16 protein-coding genes and 1 tRNA gene are annotated in these 17,815 nt (G+C 68.7%); 5 read left to right on the top strand and 12 right to left on the bottom strand.

Annotated elements, in window-relative coordinates:
• Positions 1–49: 49 nt before the first annotated feature.
• On the bottom strand, positions 50–307 hold the full coding sequence (locus EDM04_RS07760) for a hypothetical protein (RefSeq protein ID WP_123620788.1): 258 nt from the start codon (positions 305–307) through the stop codon (positions 50–52).
• A 128-nt stretch (positions 308–435) separates the two neighbouring features.
• Between EDM04_RS07760 and EDM04_RS07765 the strand changes: the two genes are divergently transcribed.
• Positions 436–1,002, top strand: a complete 567-nt coding sequence (locus tag EDM04_RS07765) for a universal stress protein (RefSeq protein WP_123620790.1) — start codon at positions 436–438, stop codon at positions 1,000–1,002.
• A 53-nt stretch (positions 1,003–1,055) separates the two neighbouring features.
• On the opposite strand, the gene EDM04_RS07770 is transcribed toward EDM04_RS07765, so the two are convergent.
• Entirely contained in the window at positions 1,056–2,063 is a 1,008-nt protein-coding gene (locus EDM04_RS07770) for a biotin--[acetyl-CoA-carboxylase] ligase (RefSeq protein ID WP_123620792.1), read from the bottom strand.
• A gap of 228 nt (positions 2,064–2,291) precedes the next feature.
• Between EDM04_RS07770 and EDM04_RS07775 the strand changes: the two genes are divergently transcribed.
• Positions 2,292–2,864, top strand: a complete 573-nt coding sequence (locus EDM04_RS07775; protein ID WP_123620794.1) for a hypothetical protein — start codon at positions 2,292–2,294, stop codon at positions 2,862–2,864.
• Positions 2,865–2,891: 27 nt separating this feature from the next.
• Here EDM04_RS07775 and EDM04_RS07780 read toward each other — a convergent pair whose 3' ends face one another.
• On the bottom strand, positions 2,892–3,839 hold the full coding sequence (locus tag EDM04_RS07780; RefSeq protein ID WP_123620796.1) for a DMT family transporter: 948 nt from the start codon (positions 3,837–3,839) through the stop codon (positions 2,892–2,894).
• 182 nt (positions 3,840–4,021) lie between these two features.
• Here EDM04_RS07780 and EDM04_RS07785 point away from each other — a divergent pair, with 182 nt between their 5' ends.
• The gene (locus EDM04_RS07785) at positions 4,022–4,504 is read left to right on the top strand and encodes an Lrp/AsnC family transcriptional regulator (RefSeq protein WP_123620798.1); all 483 of its coding nucleotides are present in this window, start codon (positions 4,022–4,024) and stop codon (positions 4,502–4,504) included.
• A 507-nt stretch (positions 4,505–5,011) separates the two neighbouring features.
• Here EDM04_RS07785 and gatE read toward each other — a convergent pair.
• The gene (gatE, locus tag EDM04_RS07790) at positions 5,012–6,895 is read right to left on the bottom strand and encodes a Glu-tRNA(Gln) amidotransferase subunit GatE (RefSeq protein WP_123620800.1); all 1,884 of its coding nucleotides are present in this window, start codon (positions 6,893–6,895) and stop codon (positions 5,012–5,014) included.
• A gap of 557 nt (positions 6,896–7,452) precedes the next feature.
• A tRNA-Leu gene (locus tag EDM04_RS07795) sits at positions 7,453–7,537 on the bottom strand.
• 203 nt (positions 7,538–7,740) lie between these two features.
• Here EDM04_RS07795 and EDM04_RS07800 point away from each other — a divergent pair.
• Positions 7,741–8,301, top strand: a complete 561-nt coding sequence (locus EDM04_RS07800) for a DUF420 domain-containing protein (protein ID WP_123620801.1) — start codon at positions 7,741–7,743, stop codon at positions 8,299–8,301.
• A gap of 57 nt (positions 8,302–8,358) precedes the next feature.
• Here the strand turns inward: EDM04_RS07800 and EDM04_RS07805 are convergent, their stop codons facing one another.
• The 7 genes from EDM04_RS07805 to EDM04_RS07835 all read right to left on the bottom strand — a co-directional run bounded on the left by EDM04_RS07805 (position 8,359) and on the right by EDM04_RS07835 (position 16,244).
• Entirely contained in the window at positions 8,359–9,051 is a 693-nt protein-coding gene (locus EDM04_RS07805; RefSeq protein WP_123620803.1) for a halocyanin domain-containing protein, read from the bottom strand.
• 115 nt (positions 9,052–9,166) lie between these two features.
• The gene (purF, locus tag EDM04_RS07810; protein ID WP_123620805.1) at positions 9,167–10,666 is read right to left on the bottom strand and encodes an amidophosphoribosyltransferase; all 1,500 of its coding nucleotides are present in this window, start codon (positions 10,664–10,666) and stop codon (positions 9,167–9,169) included.
• 149 nt (positions 10,667–10,815) lie between these two features.
• Complete coding sequence (locus EDM04_RS07815) at positions 10,816–11,199, bottom strand: DUF5820 family protein (RefSeq protein ID WP_123620807.1); 384 nt, start codon at positions 11,197–11,199, stop codon at positions 10,816–10,818.
• A gap of 303 nt (positions 11,200–11,502) precedes the next feature.
• A complete protein-coding gene (rqcH, locus tag EDM04_RS07820) occupies positions 11,503–13,707 on the bottom strand; it encodes a ribosome rescue protein RqcH (RefSeq protein ID WP_123620809.1) in 2,205 nt (734 codons plus the stop codon).
• A 62-nt stretch (positions 13,708–13,769) separates the two neighbouring features.
• Positions 13,770–14,177: a hypothetical protein gene (locus EDM04_RS07825; protein ID WP_123620811.1), complete on the bottom strand. Its 408-nt coding sequence runs from the start codon at positions 14,175–14,177 to the stop codon at positions 13,770–13,772.
• Position 14,178: 1 nt separating this feature from the next.
• Positions 14,179–14,439 (bottom strand): AbrB/MazE/SpoVT family DNA-binding domain-containing protein, encoded by a 261-nt coding sequence (locus tag EDM04_RS07830; RefSeq protein WP_123620813.1) that lies wholly within the window; start codon positions 14,437–14,439, stop codon positions 14,179–14,181.
• Between the two features lie 56 nt (positions 14,440–14,495).
• Positions 14,496–16,244 (bottom strand): tRNA uridine(34) 5-carboxymethylaminomethyl modification radical SAM/GNAT enzyme Elp3, encoded by a 1,749-nt coding sequence (locus EDM04_RS07835; protein ID WP_123620827.1) that lies wholly within the window; start codon positions 16,242–16,244, stop codon positions 14,496–14,498.
• Positions 16,245–16,354: 110 nt separating this feature from the next.
• Here EDM04_RS07835 and thiC point away from each other — a divergent pair, with 110 nt between their 5' ends.
• Positions 16,355–17,803, top strand: coding sequence for a phosphomethylpyrimidine synthase ThiC (gene thiC, locus EDM04_RS07840; protein WP_123620829.1), 1,449 nt, complete (start codon positions 16,355–16,357; stop codon positions 17,801–17,803).
• The last annotated feature ends 12 nt before the right edge of the window (positions 17,804–17,815 follow it).

Genomic DNA, 17,815 nt, shown 5'->3' on the forward strand with positions numbered 1-17,815 from the left:
GCGCCGTGGCGTGGGGACGGGTGACGAGGGGAGAGGGCTCGGGACCCGGTCAGGCGTCGCCCTCGGACTGCCCCGGCTCTCCGACCGCCTCGATCGGAAGCACGTTGTGGAGCGCGGCGACCGCGTCCTCGGCGCTCTCGAACCGCTCCTGATCGACGTCGGCCACGAGGTCGCCGAGATCGGCGTCGCCGTCGGCGAACAGCACGGTCGTGCCCGCGCAGGACCCGGCGAGGTCGTCGCGGGCGATCGGGTAGGAGTAGTCCTGCAGCTCGTTTTCGAGGCGCGAGAGGTGGATCTCGGATGTCATGGCTGGATATCGGGGCGTGAGACCTTAAGCGCCCCTACACGTCCGAATTCCGACATATACGACCGCGAAAGTACCGGCAAAACGCGCAAAGAGTTATGTGCCGGCAAGTCTGTGGTGTATGTGAACATATGGCCCTATACGACCGGATCCTCGTCCCGACCGACGGCTCCGCCGAGGGGAAGCGGGCGGTCGCGCACGCCCTCGAGCTCGCGTCGGCTCACGGCGCCGGCGTCCACGCGCTGTACGTGGTCGACACGGCGAGCTACGCGGGGATGCCGATGGAGAGCTCGTGGGAGGGACTCGGGGACCTCCTGCGGGACGACGCGAGCGAGGCGGTCGCGGAGGTCGAGACCCTCGCGGCCGAGACCGACCTCGCCGTCGAGACGGCGGTCGTGGAGGGCTCCCCGAGCAAGGAGATCATCCGGTACGCCGAGGGCAACGGCTGTGATCTGATCGTGATGGGGACGCACGGACGGGGGGGAATCGATCGACTCCTCCTCGGGAGCGTCGCCGAGAAGGTGGTCCGGGGGTCGAAGGTCCCAGTGCTGACGGTGCGGCTGGACGGCGACATTCCGGAAGCGGAGGGCGTCGGGAGCGGCGCTCCGGCCGAGGGGAGTGCCCCGGCCGAAAGCGGCACGCCGGGCGAGGGGGACCCGTCGACCGACGGAGAGCCGGAAGCGACCGGCCACAGCTAGCCGGAAGCCGCCGTTTTCGCGATCCGTTTCGGGTCGAGCGTGTCGACCGACCCTCAGTCGCCGGCGTCGCGCAGGTGTTCGCAGTCGCCGGCGTGAACCCGTCTGACTCCGTCGTCCGTCTCGATGGCGAGCGCGCCCGGCGGCTCCACGTCGACCGCGGTGCCCGTCACCGGACCGTTCGGGGTGTCGACGCGGACCCGGCGGCCGAGGGTGCTCGCGCGCTCGCGCCACGCCGGGAGGATCCGGTCCATCCGGTCGGGCGTCCCCGCGAGCGCCGCGAAGCGTTCGAGGAGGGTCGCGGCGAACCGACGCCTGTCGACGGGCTCGCCCAGCTCCTCCCGCAGGGAGGTCGCGCCCGACGGGAGCCTCTCGGCGTCGACGTTGGCGTTGACGCCGATCCCCGCGACGAGCCACGAGACGCGGTCGGCCTCGCCCTCCATCTCGGTGAGGATCCCGGCGAGCTTGCGGCCGCCGCGGTCGCCGTCGCGGTCGTCGTCCGATCCGTCCTTGCCATCGCCCTCGGCTCCGGGACCGCCGACGAGCACGTCGTTCGGCCACTTGATGTGGGCGTCGACGCCCGCCTCCCGACAGGCGTCGGCGGTCGCGACGGCGGCGGCGAGGGTGAAGAGCGGCGCGCGGGCCGGCGGCACGTCGGGTCCGACCGCGAGCGAGAGCCAGACGCCGCCGCTGGGCGCGACCCACTCGCGGTCGAGCCGCCCCCGGCCGCCGGTCTGCTCGTCTGCGACGACGGCGACGCCCCCTACTGGGATCGCGCCCTCGGCCGCTAGCTCGCGGGCGCGGTCGTTGGTCGACGGGAGCGTGTCGTGGTACTCGACCGCGTAGGGCGCGTCGAGTCCGAACTCGATGCCGGCGGCGGAGTAGCCGGGGTCCGCGGGCGCGACGTACCCCTCCGGCGTCGATTCGACCGCGAACCCCTCCTCGCGGAGCGACTCGACCGCCTTCCAGACCGCCGCCCGCGACACGTCGAGGTCGTCGGCGAGCGCGGGCCCGGAGACGGGGCCGTCGCCGAGGGCGTCGAGCAGCGCGCGACGCGTGTCCATGTCGTCGGAATCGTCGCGGACGCGCAAAGCCGTTCCGGGTCGGCGACCGCGCCTCCCTCCCGCAGTCCGAACCGGGAACGGCGGGACATGGGAGACACCGGGTTTCCGGTGAAACGGCGAGCGTTACCGAATCGCACGGGACGACGGCGGGATCAACGATTTCTCCGATCGGGGGGCGAGGATCCGGCTCGGCGCAAGACACAAGGTCTCAGGGGCGAACGCTCGGGTATGCAACCCTCCAAGGAGCGGGAGTCGTCCGACGGGGACCCGATGGACGACCTCGACGACCTCCTCGACGACGACCTCATGGACGGCGGGGGCGGCTCCACGGCGGGCGCCGACGATTCGTCGGACGCCGAGAGCGTGGGCCGAACGGGTTCGGAGACGGGCGGATCCGGACGCGGTCGCGTCGGTATGGACGGACGCTGGTTCTCCGCGAAGTCGTTCGTCGTCGCGCTCGTCGCCGTCGCGATCGGGGTGTTCGCCGGCGGGGCGATCCCGATCATCGGCGGGACGATCGGCTCCGCGGCCGGGGTGTTCCTCGCCGCGTTCCTCGTCGGGCTGGTCCTCTCGGCGCGGAGGTACGTCGAGACGGGGCTCGCCGGCGCCGCGGCGGGCGCGGGGACCGCCGTGACAAGCGTCCTCGGGGTCGGCTTCCTCCCGATCGGGGTCGACTACCTCCAGCAGTGGGGACTCCCGCTGCTCGCCGTCGGCGGCGGGCTAGGGCTGGGGCTGGCGCTGCTCGGTCACTACTTCGGGCGAGACCTTCGGGCGGGACTGACGGCGGATATCGGCGGATAAGGAGTTCTCGGCGACGATCGACCGGTCTCAGCGCGCCCGAAGCGCCTCTTCGACGTCGAAATCGACGTAGGCGGCGATCTCGCGGCGTTCGAGCACGACGAAGCCCGCGAGGATCGCGACGAAGCCGACCATCGCCTCCGCGTCGATCAGGCTCCCGAGCAGGACCCAGCTCCCGACCGCGGCGACGACCGGCTCGGCGTAGCCGACGAGGTGGAGCTGGGCCGGACCGACTTCGTCGAGCAGCGCGAAGTAAATCAGGAACGCGACGACGCCCGACAGCAACGTGAGGTACGACAGCGACGCGACCGAGGTCGCGTTCCAGACGATCGCCGCGGACGACTCGCCGAGCAGGGCGGCGCCGACGAACAGCATCCCGGCGCCGGAGACCATCGCCCACCCCTGCAGCGCGGCGATCGGGAGGTCGGTGCGGAGCGGGCGGAGCAGCACCGCGCCGAGCGAGAAGGCGACCGCGCCGGCGAACGCGAGCGCGACTCCGAGCAGGGCGGCGCTGCCGATCCCCGCCTCCATCGGATCGGCGATCACGATCACGCCGAGGATCCCGAGCGCGAACCCGCCGATCTCGAGGGGGCCGAGCCGCTCGTTCGGGAGGAGGACGGCCGCGAACGTGGCGGTCAACACCGGCGAGAGGCTCACGACCACGGCGGCGACCGCGCCCGTGATGTGGAGCTCGGCGACGTACAGGAGCCCGTGGTACGCGGCGATCACGAAGGCGCCGGCGACGGCGACACCGAGCCACTCGTCGCGGCCCTCGGGGACCGTCCTGCCGGACATGACCGCGGCGACGCCCAACACGATCGCGCCGGCGACGGCGTAGCGCACGCCGGCGAACAGCAGGGGCGGGAAGTAGTGCAGTCCGGCCTCGATGGCGACGAAGGAGGTGCCCCACAGCGTCGCGAGGAGGACGAAGGCGGCGACGATCGATTCGGGAGTGGAAATGAGGGTCCGCAGATTCATTGGCTATCTATTCGAAATTGGCAGAGATAGTTAAACTATTCTCTCGGATCGCCTCGAATTGGAAATGAACAATCACACATACGAATCTATTGCGAATCGGTCCCGAAACGAGAGCTAATTTTGAATTTGGCTTCAAGTATATCGGTCGTAATATATAACAGACCATCACTCAAATGGGTCGTATGGACGAGCGCGACGTGCGGCTGTTGAAGGCGATCTCGGACCTCGGCACCGGAAGTCCCGAGCGGCTCCACGAGGAGACCGACATCCCGGTGTCGACGATCCACTACCGACTGAACAACCTCCGGGAGGACGGCGTGATCGAGAACGACCTGTACGACCTCGACCACGAGGCGCTCGGGCTCGGCGTCACCGTGATCGTCGAGGTGCTCGCGGATTACGAGGGGCCCTACGAGGAGTTCGCCGAGGAGCTGCTCGCGGTCGAGGGCGTCACGGAGGCGTTCTTCACGATGGGCGAGACCGACTTCGTCGTCCTCGCGCGGCTCTCGTCGTCCGACACCGTCGAGCGCCTCATCAGCGACTTCGAGGCGATCCCGCAGGTCGAGCGCACGAACTCGACGTTCACGATCTCGACCCTGCGCGACGAGTCCCGCGCGCCGGCGACCTACGACCTCGACACGTTGATCGAGGAGCTGACCGACTGAGGAAAGGCGGTCTCGCTGGGGCAACGGCGGCATTTTTAAGCATAATTGGGAGAAGGGCGGTCACTTATTAACAGAGGTGCGGTGGCGCGTGCCTCCGAGCGCCCCCAGGGCGCGAGGAGCACGCGCGAGGGATGCCGCGAGCGACGTGGGCGACCGGAGGGAGCCCCGAGCGAGCGGCGAGGCTGGGGAGGCGGGAGGTGCTGTGCGGTACGGGGTGGGACTCAAAGGGGCAGTCGGTGAGGCGGGCGCAGGCGACGCAAGCACTGGAAGGAGCGAGCAACGCGAGCGACTGAAGCGCACAGCGAGCGTGCGCCCGCCTCACGGCTGGGGCTTTGGAGGTGTTCTCCGTCGATCTGTCGCCAGTCACTTATAAGCGAGCGGCTGGGGATTTGGAGGTGTTCTCCGTCGATCGACAGTCATCCGCTTATAAACGACTCACAGGAACGCGTAACAGACCGAATACACACCAACTGCCTACAAATAAACAGACGCCATACACGCCGAGATCTACGACCGCTTGCCGATCTCCTCGCGCAGCACGTCGGAGACGACTTCGCCGTCGGCCTTCCCGCGGAGCGCGCCCATCGCCTCGCCCATCAACCCGGAGAAGGCGCCCATTCCTTCCTCCTCGATCTGGTCGGCGTTGCGCTCGACGACCGCCACCACGGCCTCCCGGACCTCGGCCTCGCTCACGCCCGACAGCCCGGCCTCCTCGACGGCCTCGGCCGCCGACAACTCGGGATTCTCGGCGAGCGTCGTCAGTACCTCGGGAACGCCCTCCTTCGCGAGGTCGCCGCCCTCGACGAGGTCGAAGAGGTCGAGGAACTGCTCGTCGGTGAGGTTCTCGACGGCCGCCCCCTCCCGGCGAATTTCCGTCGTCGTCGACTCCAGCGTCGAGGCCGCGAAGGTGGGGTCGACGCCGCGGTCGACCGCGGTCTCGAACAGGGGGAACCGCTGGCCGAACGCGACCTGCTCGGCGAGGCCGGCGTCGAGTCCGAACTCCTCGGCGTACCGCTCGGCCTTCTCGTCGAGGAGCTCCGGCCGGTCCACGTCGGAGGGGTCCGGCTCGACCGGCGGCACGTCCGTCTCGGGGTACATCCGCGCGGCGCCCGGCAGGGGTCGGAGGTAGCGGGTGGTGCCGTCGTCGTTCGCGCCGCGGGTCTCCTCGGGAACGCCCTCGATCGCGGTCTCGGCGCGGTCGGCGGCGGCCTCGATCGCGAGGTCGGCGGTCTCGGGATCGGCGGCGACGATGGCGACCGCGTCCTCCTCGCCGGCACCGACCGCGTCGCGGAGGGCAGACACTTCTTCATCGGTCACGCCGTACGCCGGCAGCTCGTCGGTGTGGAAGATGCCGCCCGCGCCGTGGCGCTTCGCGTGGTCCGAGAGCTCCGTCCCGAGCCGCCGATCCGACTGGATCTCGCGGCCGACGAGCCCGTCGAAGCCGAAGAGGGGGACCGCCGTCACCTCCCCGCCCGCGTCGAGCGCACCGCGTATGACGCCCGATTCGGTTTCGGCGAAGGTGTCGGTCACGTTCCGCACGTCACCGACGCTCGCGTCGCGCTCGCGGAGCTCGTCGCGGATATCGAGCAGCTCGGCCTGTCGCCCGACCTCGCCGCGGACGATGTCCTCGATCCCCTGGAGGTCCTGGACGCCCTTCACCTCGACGCGGGCGCCGTCGGCGATGGAGACGTTCACGTCCTGTCGGATCGTACCGAGCCCGCGCTTGACCGCGCCCGTCGACCGGAGCAGCATGCCGATGCGCGCGGCGGCCTCGCGGGCGCCCTCGGGGCTCCGGATGTCCGGCCCCGTCCCGATCTCGACGAGGGGGACGCCGAGCCGGTCGAGCGAGTAGATAACCCCGTCTTCGGTCTCCTCGACGCGCTTTGCCGACTCCTCTTCGAGCATGAGGTCCGCGATCGACACGCGGCCCTCGCTGGTCTCGATCTCGCCCGCCTGCCCGAGGAGGATCGAGCGCTGGAACCCGGAGGTGTTCGAGCCGTCGATGACGAGCTTCCGCATGACGTGGGCCTGATCGACGACGGAGATGTCGAGCAGGTCGGCGATCTGGAGCGCCACCGAGAGCGCCTCCCCGTCGACGCGGCGGGGCGGCTCGTCGTCCTCCTCGACGAGACAGGTGGTGTCGTACGCGAGGTAGGTGAACTCGCGGTCGACGCGGCTCTCCTCCATCGCGGCGTCGTCGAGCTCGCCGAGCTCGCTCTTCGTCGGGTGGAGCCGGCGGGTGATCGACCGGTCGGCCTCCTCGGGGTCGCGTTCGACGGTCGGGGAGTCGCAGAACAGCTTCGTCGCCGTGTCGAGCTGCTGGTGGATCTCCAGCCCGGCGACGAGCCCCAGCTCCTCGTAGTCGTACTCGGGGGTCGCGTCCGTACTCATTACGCCTCACTCCGACGGCGCGCGACTAAAAGGGTGGCAGTTCGCGCGAACAGCGATCGGCCGTGGGAGAGAGCGGTGGAAACCGACGCCGGCGACGTGATTTATAAGTGAACGAGGCGGTGGCGCGTGCCTCCGAGTGGCCGATAGGCCACAAGGAGCACGCGCGAGGGAGTCAGTCGCCGAGCGAAGCGATGGCGACTGACGAGGTTGGGGAGGTGTGAGGCTACGGTGCTGGGCGGTGCGGGGTGGGACTCAAAGGGGCAGCCGGGAGGGCGGCGCAGACGACGTAAGCACTGCAGGAAGCGAGCAACGCGAGCGACCGAAGCGCGCAACGAGTGTGCGCCGCCCTCCCGGCTGGGGCTTTGGAGGTGTTCACCGTCGATCCGGCGTCAACGAATTATAAGCAAGCGGCTGGAGTTTCGCGAGCGTCCGATAGACGAGACGCAACAGACGCGACACGGTAGAGTCATCACTCAGCGCGTAACGTTCGAAAGGAATTGTGCGTGGGTGCTGTCGTGTAGACAACACCGTGCATCGTGGGGGTGTGCCCCGTGCGATGCGTGGGACCGGATTTGAACCGGCGGACCTCTACAGGACAGCGCCCTCAACGCTGCGCCGTTGGCCTGGCTTGGCTACCCACGCTCGCGGTGTTCTGTCGCGTCTCCACGTACCCTTCCCCTAATTAAAAGCCCTTCCATTCGGCGGGACCGTGCCGGAGGTTGCCACCGATCGATCGACTACACGCGCGACGAGAGGTCGCCGGATCCGGCCCGCCGGAACCCTGCCAGCCGGACCGGCGGGCCGGAACCGCCACGCGTTTGGGAGCGGCGCCCCACCGATCGCCCATGTCCCAGTGGGCCCGCGAGAACGTCCCGTTTTTAACCGGCCTCCTGTCCGCCGTCGCGCTCGCCCTGGTGTTCGGCGCCGTCGGCGGCGCGATCCCGAGCGGCGTGCTGCCGCGCGCGAGCGACGCGGTCCTCGCCGCGCTCCCGCACCTCAACGCCGCGATCTCCGCGGGCGCGATCGTCACCATCCTGCTCGGCTGGCGGGCGATCGCCCGCGGAAACGTCGGTCGCCACAGGGCGCTCATGCTCTCGTCGTTCGGCCTGTTCGTCGCGTTCCTCGCGAGCTACCTCTACCGGCTGATCCTCGTCGGGACCGTCGAGTTCCCCGGGCCGGAGACCGTGTACACGTACGTCTACCTCCCGTTCCTCGCGATCCACGTCCTGTTCGCGATCGTCTGTATCCCGTTCGTCTTCTACGCCCTGCTGCTCGCCGCTACCCGTCCCTATCAAGAACTGTACCACACCCGTCACGCGCAGGTCGGCTCCGTCGCCGCGGTGCTCTGGTTGGTCTCCTTCGCCATGGGGATCGGCGTCTACCTCATGCTGTATCACGCCTTCTGAGAAAGATCGCGGTATCGATCCGACGGGCCGACGGGGCCGAGGGGCCGACGGCTCTCGCTACTCCTCGTTCGCCATCTTGTGGGCGGCGTAGAACAGCGGGACGAGCAGCGCACCGGCGACGCCGAACGCGAGCGAAAGCGCGCCGATGTCGTTGGCGGTGAGGTCGCGACCGGCGGACTCGCCGTCGGTCGAATTATCGCCGTCGGTCGCGTTTCCGTCGTCAGTTTGGTTTCCGGCGGATCCGTCGTCACCGTCCCCCCCGTCGCCGGGCGTCACGAGGTCGTCGTCGACCGAGCCGACCGCGACCGAGCCCTTCATCCCGACCGCCTCGTGGGGAGTACAGAGGTAATTGAACGTGTCGCCGTCCTCGGCGTCGTCGAAGGTGTACTCGAAGGTGGTCCCCTCCTCGCTGACCGTTTCGCCGCTGTCGAACGTCCCGTCGTCGGCGACGACGTTGTGCGCGCCGCCCTCGCCGGTCCACTCCCAGACGACCGTCGTCCCGGGGTCGATCAGGATCGCCGCCGGGCCGAACTTGAGCCCGTCGACCGCGCCGACCGCGACCGTGACCTCGTCCTGCCCGGTGTAGTCGTGGGTGCCGTCGTAGTTGTCGACGTCGTCCAGCCAGCCGTCGTACTGGGCGGCCGCTCCCCCGGATCCGGCGGCGAGCCCCGTCGCGACGGCGGCCCCCGCGGCGCCGGCCCTGAACAGTCCGCGGCGAGTCATCGTCGTCTCGTCGGCGTCGGAAGTCATACGCGTATCTCCCGGCGTCGGCGTATTTAAATTCCCGATCCCGACGCCGCGCCGTGAGAACGCGACGGCGGGGGTCCGGGACGAAACGCGGCCGAAAGGAGAGGCGACAGCCGGATCAGTCGTCGGCCGGGGTCGGGCCGGGCGCGTCGCCCTCGACGTCGCGGTCGGTCTCCTCGCCCGCCACGTCGAACGGGTACTCCCCGGTGACGCACCCCAGACAGAGGTCCGCGCGGCTCTCGCCGAGCGCGTCGGCGACGGCGTCGATCGAGAGGTACGACAGCGAGTCCGCGCCCACCTCCTCCCGGATCTCCTCGGTCGAGGCGTCGGCGGCGATCAGCTCCTCGCGGGTCGCCATGTCGATGCCGAAGTAACAGGGCGCGACGATCGCGGGCGCGCCGATCCGGAGGTGGACCTCCTCGGCGCCCGCCTCGCGGACGAGCTCGACGAGCTGCGTCGAGGTGGTCCCCCGGACGATCGAGTCGTCGATGATGGTGACCGACTTGCCCTCGACGGTCGACTTGATCGGGTTGAGCTTCAGTCGGACCGCGCGCTCGCGCTCGTCTTGGGTCGGCATGATGAACGTCCGGCCGACGTAGCGGTTCTTCATCAGCCCCTCGGCGAACTCGATGCCGCCGTCGCCCTCGGGACGGGGCTCCCCGTCCGCGGTCGTCTCGCCGGCGGCGTCGGCGTAGCCGGAGGCGAACGCCCGCCCGGAGTCCGGAACGGGCATCACCACGTCCGACTCGACGCCGGACTCCTCCCAGAGCTTCCGACCGAGCTTTCGACGCACCTCGTACACGAGGTTCTCGTCGATCACCGAGTCGGGGCGCGCGAAGTAGACGTGTTCGAAGAAGCAGTGGGCGGTCGACTCGCGCTCGACGAGCTGATAGGTGTCGTAGCCGGTCCCGTCGGGGTTCAGAACGACCAGCTCGCCGGGGCGCACGTCGCGGATCAGCTCCCCGTCGAGGGTGTCGATCGCGGCCGACTCGCTGGCGAGGACGTAGCCGCCGTCGATCTTCCCGAGACACAGCGGGCGGTTTCCGAGGGGGTCGCGCACGCCCAACACGGTGTCGTCGTGGGTGATCGCCAGCGAGTAGGAGCCGTGGATGCGGCTCATCGTGTGTTTGACCGCCCGCACGAGGTCCTCTTCGAGGAGGTTGCGCGCGAGGTCGTGGGCGATCACCTCGGTGTCGCCGTCGGAGGTGAACGCGTGGCCCGCCGCCGCGAGCTCCTCGCGCACCTCGTCGGCGTTGACGAGGTTCCCGTTGTGCGAGAGCCCGAGCGAGCCGGACTTAAACGAGACCGAGAAGGGCTGCGCGCAGCTCTTGTCGAGGCTGCCGGCGGTCGGATACCGGACGTGACCGATCCCGGTGCCGCCCGACAGCGACTCCAGATCGCCCTCGTCGAACGCGTCGCCGACGAGCCCGCGTTCGACGTGGCTGTGCTGTTGGAACCCGTCGTGCGTGACGATCCCCGCGGACTCCTGTCCCCGGTGTTGGAGCGCGTACAGCGCGTAGTACAGCGGTCGCGCGGCCTCGCGGTCGGCGAGCGAGACGCCGACGACGCCGCACTTCTCTCGCGGCTCGTCAGCGGTGTTGTCCCCACCGGCTTGCATATACTCCTCGGTGGGGCGTGAGTCGATAAAAACCCTCGTGTTCGTGGCACAATAGCCCGTTTAAAACACGGAAGTATGCACGAGAATGGATCGACCCCGGAGAACTCGCCGACCCGACGACCTTCTTTTCCCGCCGGCGGACGACCCTCTCACGCTCCGCCGACCAACTCGTCCAATCGCTCGAAGTACGCCTCCCGCGGCACCTGGTAGGCGGCCCGGTAGTTCACGTCGCCGGCGGCGAACCGCTCCGCGACGTCGACGGCGGCGGCCGCGCCCGCCTCGCGGCTCTCGTACGTCTCGGCGACCGCCTCGATCTCGGGCTCCAAGAAGAGGACGACGTGCCACTCGTCGGTGGCGTACTGGCCCGAGCCGGGACGAGAGTTGCGCGCGCCGTTCGTCAGGTAGATCGTCGGGAGACACTCGGACGGGAGGTCGTCGCCGCCGAACACGTCCGGGCGGTAGACGAGGATCGCCCGGCCGCTCGGCTCCTCGTTCCACACCCGCCAGCCGTCCGGCAGCGCCTCGAATCTCATGGGCGGAATCGGGGGCGGAGGCTTGAAAGGGTCGCGCTCCGAGGCGTACCGGCGCGGGAGATAGTCAGGAAAAACGTATCCGGGATCGAGAAAAGAGATTATATCCTGACGAGTAGAATAATATGTGGTGAAATACCATGCATACAAAAACCCGCGTCCGGGCCGGACCGACGCCGAAGCGGACGTACGCCACCTGGGACGAACACCGAGAGGCCCTCCGTCAGGAAGCGGACGCGAACCGCCGACGGCGGTCGGCCTCGCGCCGGTAGCTCGGCACGCTCGACCGAGGCCGACCCGATCGCCTCAGTCCACGATGTCCGACCCTCCCGGCGGCAGGAACTCCTGGAGCTGATCGGCGCTCGCCACCTTCCGCACGAACGACGTGTCGGCGAAGCGTCCCTTCAGCTCGCGGTACACCATCATCGCGGCGTCGTTCTGCGCGTACATCCCCGGCTCCAGCGTGACGCTCGTCGCCGCGCGGTCGACGATCGCCGAGGGCGGTCCGCCGATGGCGCGGGTGACGGGCTCGCACTGGACGCCGACGGCGACCCGGCAGGGCACGTCCTCGAAGTAGGTGCGGTCCCCGCGGATCACGAAGCTCCCCTTCTCGATGTACTCGCCGCTCTCGGGCGTCTTCGACACCTGATCGGGCTCGACCATGTAGGCGTCGCCCGCGCCGCGCCCGTCCTTCCAGTCCGAGGAGTAGGAGACGGCGAACTGCGCGGCCTCCCGCAGGGTCTCCTCCGAGAAGTCGACCGGATCGGCCGACTCCGAGGGCCCCGCCGCCTTCAACAGCGTCACCGGCCCGCCGTGCGCCTGCGTGTGGAAGAACCGGTCGTGTTTGCCCATGTACTTTTTCACCAGCTCCTCGTTCTGGTCGGCGTTGCGTCCGCCGATGACGAGGTACCCCGTCGAGGTGTGGAACCACCGGAAGCGGTCGTACCAGTCGTCGGGGCTCCGGATCGGGATGGAGGAACGGGAGAGCCAGTCGGTCTCGTACTCCTCCTCGTCTTCGTCGTCCCCGCCGTCGCCGCCGGCGTCGTCGCCGTCGTCGGCCGCCTCCTTCGCCTCCCACTCGGCCTTTCGCTCTCTGACCGCCTCGAGCTCCTTCCGGGTCGACTCGATCGCCTCCGTCGCGCCCTCCTTCTTCCCCTCGATCCGCTTGGCCTCCTGATAGAGTCGGTCGGCGTTGACCTCCACGCCCGCGCTCGCGTCGAGTTCCACGCGGACCGAGTCGCCCCCGTCACCGTTCTCTTCGTCGCCATCGGCGTCGAGCGCGACCGTCACCGTGCCCTCACCGCCGTCGACGTCGACGACGGCCTCGGCCGCCGGGATGCCCCGCTCCGCGCCGGCGTCGAGGGTCTCCGCGATCTCGTCCCACGGGACCTCGTTCTCGCGTGCCTCTCGCACCGTCGAGAGCACCTCGTCGACGAGGTCGTACTGCGCGTACAGCAGCTCCGCGCGCTCGCGCTCTTCTTCGGCCTGCTGTTCGAACCCCTCGATCGCCCCCTTCTGCTGTTCGATGATCCGCTCCTGTTTGGCGATCTCCTCCTCGAAGTCGGGGCGGGACGGACTGGCGTCTGCGGGGGCCTCGCCCGCGTCGCTCTCCTCGCCTTCGAGCCGGTAGAAGTACTCGTCGACGGCGGCGTTGAAGGAGTCGAAGCCGACGCTCGGGAGCCCCTCGTGCTCGGAGAGCGGGAAGGGCGTGACGTCGACGACGCGGGGCTCGCGGTCGTCGTCGTCGCCCTCGTTGTCCAGTGCCTCCTCGTACACCCGCGGGTCGACGTCGCCCGAGCGAAGCCGCTCGCCGATGCGCTCGAGCGCCTCGTGAAGCGCCCGGAGCTGGTCGTCGGTGGCCTCCTCGATGGGCGTCTCCTTCTCGACGCCCGCCCGAGTGCACACCTCCTCGGCGTAGAGCCCGCCGAGGTTGAGCTGCGTGGCGAGGGTCCGCACCACGTCGCTGTCGGACTCGCGCATGTGGCGTTCGAACCCGCCGAGGCTCACGTCGAGGGGGTTGAGCCGCGAGGCGGGGTACTCGTACTGGGAGCCGGGCGCGACCGTCCGGGACTTGAGTCGGACGGTCTGGAGCGCCCCGACGACCTCGCCGGTCTCGTCGAGCGCGGCGACGTTCCCCTGTCCGAACAGCTCGGCGACGAGCGTCGTGTTCTGGTCCTCGCGCTCGAACTCGAAGGTGAGGATCCGGTCGAACTCGTACTGCTCGACGCCCGCGAAGTCGGCGCCGGACATCCGGTTTCTGAGCATCTTCGCGAAGTTCGGCGGCCGACCGGGGGCGTCGGCGACGTGCTCGGGATCCGCGACGTGGGCGCGCTTGACGTCGCCCACCTCGATCATGAGCTCGACTCGGCCGCGGTCGAAATCGCGGAGCTTCAGCCGGAGCAGGTCGTCGTCGTAGAGGTACGCCTTGTCGACCTTCGCGCCCTCGTACCGATTGAGCTCGGTGACGAGCGCGCCGAGGTCGATGCTCGACAGCTCCCGCTTCTGGTCCATACTCGATAGAAACCGCCGGCCCGGAAAAAGGCGTGTCGTTCGGTCGTTGCCGCAGGCCGAACTCAGTTCCAGACGGTCTCGTAGCCGGCGTCAGCGATGACGCCGTCACTTGTGATGATCGCGTCCGTCTCCCGCACCCGGTGACTGGCGACTAGCAGGCCGTCGTGAATACTCAATTCGTCGATAATCTGAACGTACTCCGCCAGTTCGGCGTCGTCGATCGACGCGACCGAGATCGGTCCGTTACCGACCAGCGCCTGACGAGCGTCTTCTGGTGTCCCAGTGAGGGTGACACCTCGAACGTCTTCGTCTCGGGAGACCGCGTACAACACCTCTGCGAGCGCCGTGCTCGGGGCCTGAACGATCGTCTCCCCGGCCTCCGCCTCGCTGAAGATCCGATCAGCCGTGCGCGGGAGCGCGTCGACGAGATAAGAGAGAAGTGAAACCGCGTCGGCGGTGTACACCGACACGTCAGGCCTCCTCGTAGTTGCGGTCACGCCGATCTCGGACGCGCTCCGCCAACTCCTCGGCGACCGCCTCCCGCTCCTCTCGGGAAGTGTCCTCGGGAACGAGCATCCCTCGCCCGCCGGTACGCGTGCGCTTTTTCACGACGATTCCCTCGTCGGTGTCCATCCATATCACCTCGTCGCCGGGCGCCAAGTCGTACTTCTCGCGGAGAGATTTCGGGATCGTCGCCTGCCCCTTCTCCGTGATCCGTGTTGACTTGCTCATACACAGTAATACTTCTCGTAATACCTTAGTTTTGGGGGGTGCTATCTAGACTCCGCCTACAGCCGCTTCGAGACGTACGGCCCGTCTTGGTGGTAGCCGAGCTTGTTCCGATAGTACTCGCGGGCGCCGATCCCGGAAATGATCGCCATCTTGCGGTAGCCGGCGTCGCGGGCGAGCTCCTCGGCGCGTTCGAGGAGCTTCGTCCCGTACCCCTGATGCTGCCAGTCGCCGTCGCCACCGATGGCGACCTCGCTGCCGTACACGTGCAGTTCGCGGATCAGCGCGGCGTCCGCCAGTTCGCGACGGATGGGGTCGTCCTCGGTGCCGGGCGCGCCGGGCTGCTCGGGCGCGAACGAGGGGAACCGCAGGCGGCAGAACCCGACGAGCAGGTCGCGGACGGGGTCCTCGAACGAGATGAAGTGTTCCGTCCCGCCGCCGGCCTCGTAGGTCATCACGTCGAGCACCACGTCGTCCGGGTCCGGATCGGCGTCGTTGTGACCCACCTCGCGGGCGCGGATGTCGCGCTGGACGATCCCCTTCTCCTCGGCCCGTTGATCGGCGAGCTGCCGGAGGTTCGACTTCCAGACGCCGCCCTCGATGAAGTCGGCGGGGATGTCGCGCTGGACGCGCTGGAGCCGCGTGTACTTCGGGATGTGGTCCATCGCCTCGGCGACGACGTCGGCCGCCTCCTCGTTCGACAGCGGCTCGAAGTCGTCGCGGCGCCACCGGTCGTACACCCGGGTCCCCTCGACGACGAGGGTCGGGTAGATCTTGAGGTAGTCCGGCCGCCAGTCGGGGTTCTCGAAGATCTGTCGGAAGTCCTCGATACACATCTCGCGGGTCATCCCCGGCTGGCCCGGCATCATGTGGAAGCCGACCTTGAACGCGGCGTCGCGCAGGCGGCGGTTGGCGTTGCGACTCGCCTCGTTGCCGTGCCCGCGGTGCATCTCGCGGTTGATCCGCTCGTAGGTGGTCTGGACGCCGACCTCCACTTTGGTCCCACCGAGATCGAGCATGCGGTCGATCTGCTCCGGATCGCACCAGTCCGGCTTCGTCTCGAAGGTGGTGCCGATGTTGCGGATCTCGTTGGTCTCGTTTTCCGCGATCACGTCCTCCAGATACTCGAACTCGGTCTCCTCGGGGGCGGGTGCAAAGGACTCCTCCTCGGCCGGTTCGGGCTCCTTCTCGAGGTCGTAGTCGTTCATCGCCTGTAAGGCGCGCTTGACGAACCACTCCTGGTAGTCGTGCGACCGCGCCGTCATCGTCCCGCCCATCAGGATGAGCTCCACCTTGTCGACCGGGTGGCCGATCTTCCGGAGCTGTTCGAGCCGGAGCGTGACCTGGCCGTACGGGTCGTAGTCGTTCTGCTCGCCGCGGGCCGCGGCGGGCTCGTGGCCCGTGTACGACTGCGCCGAGGAGAACTCCGATGCCGGCCCGCCGGGACAGTAGAGGCACTTCCCGTGCGGGCACAGCTTCGGCGAGGTCATGATCGCGACCGGCGAGACGCCGGAGGCGGTCCGGACGGGCTTCCGCTGGACGACCTCGATCACGTCGTCGCGGGCCTCCGGGGGCGCGTGATCCAGTATTTCCGTGTTCTTCGGGACCTTCGACGAGGAGAACTCCGAGCAGGCGTCGAGCTTGGCGGACTCCAGATCGTCGCGGTCGATCTCGCCCGCGAGGATCCGGTCGACGAGGTGCTCGCAGGCCCGGACGAACGCCTCGGGCTCGTCGCCGTCGGAATTCCCGCCCCCACCGTCGCCCCCCTCGCTTCCGGCGTCCGCGTCACTCGCCGCGTCGGTACTCATTACGCTTCGATCGACGGGTTTCGGAGTTAAGCGTGTCGCACGAGCCCCGATCGGGAGCGCGGAACCGTCGATCCCAGAGTATATTAACTAGTAGTATAACTAAGTAATCAATGGCGGCGACACAGATCCAGCGGGCCCGAGATGGAGAGATAACGCCCGCGATGGCGCGCGTGGCGGAGCGCGAGAACCGCGATCCCGAGTTCGTCCGTCGGCAGGTCGCCGACGGACAGGCGGTGATACCGAACAACCACGCCCACGACTCGCTCGACCCGATGATCATCGGCAGGGAGTTCTCGACGAAGGTCAACGCCAACATCGGCAACAGCGAGTCGACCAGCGACCTCGACGCGGAGCTCCGGAAGCTCCACGCGGCCGTCCACTACGGAGCGGACACCGTCATGGACCTCTCGACGGGGGAGCGCTTGGACGAGACCCGCGAGGCGAACGTCGCGTACTCGCCGGTTCCGATCGGGACGGTTCCGATATACGAGGCGGTGAAGCGAGCGGACGACCCGGCCGATATCACTCACGAGCTACTGATCGACGTGATAGAGAAACAGGCCGAACAGGGGGTCGACTACATGACGATCCACGCGGGCGTGTTGCTGGAGCATCTGCCGCTGACCGACGGTCGCAAGACCGGGATCGTCTCCCGCGGCGGCTCGATCCTCGCCCAGTGGATCGAGGAGAACGGGATGCAGAACCCCCTGTACGCGAAGTTCGGGGAGATCTGTGAAATCCTCGCGGCACACGACGTGACGGTATCGCTCGGCGACGGCCTCCGCCCCGGCTGCCTCGCCGACGCGAGCGATGAGGCGCAGTTCGCCGAGCTCGAGACCCTCGGCGAGCTCACCCGGACCGCGTGGGATCACGGCGTGCAGGTGATGGTGGAGGGCCCCGGCCACGTCCCGATGGACGAGATCGCCGACAACGTCGATCGGCAACGGGAGGTGTGCGACGGCGCGCCGTTCTACGTGCTCGGTCCCCTCGTGACCGATATCGCCCCGGGATACGACCACATCACGAGCGCGATCGGCGCGACCGAAGCGGCGCGAGCGGGCGCGGCGATGCTCTGCTACGTCACGCCGAAGGAGCACCTCGGTCTCCCCGACGCGGAGGACGTGCGGGACGGTCTCGCGGCGTATCGAATCGCGGCCCACGCCGCCGACGTCGCCAACGGGCTTCCGGGTGCGCGCGACTGGGACGACGCCCTCTCGGAGGCGCGCTACGAGTTCGACTGGGCCCGGCAGTTCGACCTCGCGCTCGATCCGGAACGCGCGCGATCCTACCACGATCAGACGCTCCCCGGGGACAACTACAAGGAGGCCCGGTTCTGCTCGATGTGCGGCGCGGAGTTCTGCTCGATGCGCATCGATCAGGACGCGCGAGACGCGGACGGCGAGATGGACGCCATCGACGGCGAGACCGACCTCGACGCGTCCGCCGCCGCGGCGGTGAACGTCCCGCCGGTCGGAACCCACGACGCCAGCCGCGTTCCGGACGAGATCGAGATCGGCGGCGTCACCTTCACGCCGGAAACGGGGCACGCCGACGACTGATCCGCTCTCGAA

It is taken from the genome of Halorubrum sp. CSM-61 (assembly GCF_003781945.1).
Classification (GTDB): domain Archaea; phylum Halobacteriota; class Halobacteria; order Halobacteriales; family Haloferacaceae; genus Halorubrum.